Source organism: Aquipuribacter hungaricus, from assembly GCF_037860755.1.
GTDB lineage: Bacteria > Actinomycetota > Actinomycetes > Actinomycetales > JBBAYJ01 > Aquipuribacter > Aquipuribacter hungaricus.
In genome coordinates, this window is sequence record NZ_JBBEOI010000303.1 from 1 (window position 1) to 3,647 (window position 3,647).

A 3,647-nucleotide genomic window follows, 5' to 3' on the forward strand; every position below is an offset into this window, starting at 1 on the left:
CGCGCCCGCCGCGGGGACGTCCGGCCCGACGGCGGGGGAGCGACGCCGGTCGGTGCTGCCGCGCCGGGTGGTGCTGGCGCGAGCGCCGACGGTGCGGCTACTGCTGACGGTGCGGCTGCTGCCGGTCCCGCCGCTGGTGGTGCTGCCGCTGCTGATCCGTCCGACCGTGGTGCCGCGGACGCCGCAGTGCGTGGCGCCTCCACCGGCACCGGAGCGTCGGGCAGCGACCCGGTGGAGGCCGGTGCGACGGCTGCGCCGGCGGCTGGCGCGGCCCCCGGACCTGCGACCGGCACCTCTGCGGGAGCCGCTGCCACGGACGGCCCCGCCGACGCCGCCACCCCTGAAGTCGTCGGCAAGGCCGCGGGCTTTCCTTCACCGCGTCCGGCCCCCGCGTCCCGCGCCCCCCGTGCGCTGCTCGCCGAGGCGCAGGGCCGTGGCCCGGTGGGCGGCGTCCTGGAGCGCCTCGCCCGGCCCCGGGGCCTGCTGCTGCTCGCGGTCGTCCTCGTCGTCGTGCTCCTCGTCGTGGCGCTGGTCGCGGTGCTCGGCCGGGGCGAGGACGAGCAGGCGGCCGCCGCCCCCGCGGACGGCGTCGCCGCGCAGCAGACCCTCGCCCTGGCGCTCACCGAGGCGGGCGGCGGCGGCCTCGTCGGTGCCGCTCTCATGGCGGTCGACGACGCCGCCGTGTCGACGCTGCTCGTCCCGGAGGACCTCCTGCTCACGGTCGCCGACGCGGGCGAGCTGTCCGTCGCCGAGGCCGCGGTCCTCGGGGCGGCCGCCGTCCGCCGCGGCGTGGAGGACACCCTCGGCGTGCGCGTCGACTCCGCCCTCCTGCTCCGCCCCGCCCAGCTCGCGACCCTCGTCGACGGCGCCGGCGGGGTGGTGGTCGACGTCACCGCCCAGGTCGTCACCGAGGACGTCGTCGTCCCGGTGGGGGAGGACCAGCGCCTCACCGGCGCCCAGGCCGTGGCCTACGCCGGGCTCGCCGTCGACGGCGAGCCGGGGGAGGCGCGGCTGGCCCGGCTCGGGTCCGTCGTGCAGGCGCTGCTCGTCGCCCTTCCCTCGGACCCGGACGCGGCCGCGCCCGTCCTGGACGAGGCCGGCCTCACCGGCGACGGTGCGGCCGCTGGCTCCCGCGACGACGCGACGACGGGGGAGACCGGCGCCGGCACGGGTAACGACGCAGAGCCGCGCGCGGACGGGCTCCCGGGCCTGCTCGCCGAGGCCGCCGCACGCGCCGACGACGGCGACGCCGAGCAGCTCGTCCTGCCCACCACGGAGCTCGCCGTCGGCGACGCCACCCGCCGCGCGCTGGACACCGACGTCGCCCAGGACGAGCTCGACGGCCGCTTCGCCGGCGCGGCGCTGCCCGTGTCGGAGGTCGGCGAGGTCCGCGTGGTCCTCCGCAACGCCGTCGGCCGGGCCGGCCTCGGCGCCGCCGCCCGCGACCTCCTCGTCGCCGACGGGCTGCGCTACGTCGGCGGAGGCAACGTCGAGCCGTTCGGCCAGCAGCCCACGAGCCTCGTGCTCGTCGACTCCCAGGACGCCGACGACCGCGCCGCCGGCGAGGCCGTCGCGGACGCCCTCGGCCTGCCCGCAGACGCTCTGCAGGTCGGCCAGGAGACCCTCGTCGACACCGACGTCGTCGTCGTCCTCGGCGACGACTTCGCGCGCTCGACCCCCAGCAGCACGACCGGCACGACCGGCACCACCGCCGGCACCCCCACCACTGGAGCAGCCCCATGACCGCCAGCCCCCACGCCCTCGAGATCGCCACCGCCGCGGCCGAGGCCGCCGCCGACAAGCTCGCCACCGACGTCGTCGCCCTCGACGTGAGCGGCCAGCTCGTTATCACCGACGTCTTCGTCGTGGCCTCGGCCCCCAACGACCGCCAGGTCCGCGCCATCGTCGACGGCATCGAGGACCGGCTCCGCGAGCTCGGCGCCAAGCCGGTCCGCCGCGAGGGCGAGAAGGACGGCCGCTGGGTCCTGCTCGACTACGCCGACGTCGTCGTCCACGTCCAGCACAGCGACGAGCGCCAGTACTACTCCCTCGAGCGGCTGTGGAAGGACTGCCCGGTGATCCAGCTGCCCGAGCACGCCCGCGGCCGCCGTCCCGAGGACGAGGGCCGCGACGAGGCGGACCGTCCGACGGACCTCGACGCCCTCGCGTGACCGCCCGGCCGCCGCTGGTCGTCCTGCTGCGGCACGGCGAGACCGGCTGGAACGCCGAGGGGCGGTTCCAGGGCCAGCTGGACACCGACCTCAGCGCGACCGGCCGGGGCCAGGCCACCGCGGCGGGGCAGGCGCTGGCGGGGGCGACCGCGGGCCGGCGGCTGCTCCTGCGCACCAGCGACCTCGGCCGGGCGCGCGACACCGCCGCCGCGGTCACCGCCGCCACCGGGGTGGCCGCCGTCCCCGACCCCCGGCTGCGCGAGATCGCGGCAGGGCGCTGGCAGGGCCTGCTCCACGAGCAGATCGCCGCGCTGGACCCGGAGGCGTTCCGCGCCTGGCGGGCCGGCGACGACGTCGTCCTGGGCGGCGGGGAGAGCCCCGGCCGCTGCGGCGCCCGGGTCCGTGACGCCGTGCTCGAGCACGCCGCCCCCCTGGCAGACGGGGACGTCCTCGTCGTCGTGGGCCACGGCGCCAGCACCCGCGCCGGCGTCGCCCTGCTCCTCGGGCAGCCGGACCTGCGTCGTGTGCTCGTGCCCCTGGGCAACACCGGCACCGCGGTGCTGTCGCCGCTGGCGACCGGGTGGCGGCTGCTCGGCTGGAACGTGCCGCCGTCGGCGCTGGGGGAGCTGCTCGACCGCCGCGCGGACCCCTCGGCGGCCCTGGCATGAGCCCTGACCAGCGGTTTCGTCGCTCGGGCGTCGATCCCCTATACTCTCCGACGCGGGGCTGTGGCGCAGCTGGTAGCGCACCTCCATGGCATGGAGGGGGTCAGGGGTTCGAATCCCCTCAGCTCCACCCCGGACCGACGGCGGCCCACCCACGGTGGGCCGCCGTCGTCGTCCCCGGGGGGCGTCCGCCGCTCCCCGCCCGGCGGCCGGGGTGAGCGCACCGGCCACGGGAGCCCCGCCGTTCCGGCTCCGCTCGGTCGCCCTGAGCGGCTACGGCCCCACCATCGTCAGCGCCCTCGGCCACGGCGCTGTGCTGCCGGTGCTCGCCCTGCGGGCCCGCGACCTGGGCGCCGACGTCCCCACCGCGGCCCTCGTCGTCGCGCTGCTCGGGGTCGGCCAGCTGCTCACGTCGCTGCCGGCCGGTGCGCTGGTCGCCCGCATCGGCGAGCGGCGTTCCCTCGCGCTGGCCGGCGCCGTCGACGCCCTGGCGATGCTCGCGGCCTCCGTCGTGGGCTCGGTATGGGCGCTGGCCGGGGCCGTGCTCGTCAGCGGGGCGACGTGGACCGTCTTCATGCTCGCCCGCCAGGGCTACATGATCGACGTGGTGCCCGCCGGGTCCCGGGCGCGGGCGCTGTCCACGCTGGGCGGCACCCACCGGGTCGGGCTGTTCGTCGGGCCGCTGGTCGGGTCCCTGGTCATCGCCACGTCCGGGCTGGAGGCGGTGTTCTGGCTCGCCGCGGCGATGTCGGCCGCCGCCGGCGCGCTGGCGCTGCTGCTGCCCGGGCCGCCGTCGCTGGCGCGCGCCGCC

At 78.4% G+C, this 3,647-nt stretch carries 4 protein-coding genes and 1 tRNA gene; all 5 read left to right on the forward strand.

Annotated elements, in window-relative coordinates:
* Positions 1-441: 441 nt before the first annotated feature.
* Positions 442-1,743, forward strand: a complete 1,302-nt coding sequence (locus WCS02_RS18605; protein ID WP_340295781.1) for a LytR C-terminal domain-containing protein — start codon at positions 442-444, stop codon at positions 1,741-1,743.
* Positions 1,740-2,171 carry a ribosome silencing factor gene (gene rsfS, locus WCS02_RS18610; RefSeq protein ID WP_340295782.1) on the forward strand — a complete coding sequence of 144 codons (432 nt, stop codon included), beginning with the start codon at positions 1,740-1,742 and terminating at the stop codon, positions 2,169-2,171. Before WCS02_RS18605 ends, rsfS begins: the two co-directional genes overlap by 4 nt.
* Positions 2,168-2,839 (forward strand): histidine phosphatase family protein, encoded by a 672-nt coding sequence (locus tag WCS02_RS18615; RefSeq protein WP_340295783.1) that lies wholly within the window; start codon positions 2,168-2,170, stop codon positions 2,837-2,839. The genes rsfS and WCS02_RS18615 overlap by 4 nt, the downstream gene beginning before the upstream one ends.
* Positions 2,840-2,893: 54 nt before the next feature.
* Positions 2,894-2,966: transfer RNA gene (locus WCS02_RS18620), tRNA-Ala, on the forward strand.
* Positions 2,967-3,050: 84 nt separating this feature from the next.
* Positions 3,051-3,647 (forward strand): MFS transporter (locus WCS02_RS18625; protein WP_340295784.1); only part of this gene is annotated, 597 nt, incomplete at its 3' end.

Coding starts and splice junctions, on each gene's coding strand:
- rsfS (WP_340295782.1), top strand. CDS start 1,740: ATGACCGCCAGCCCCCACGCCCTCGAGATCGCCACCGCCGCGGCCGAG.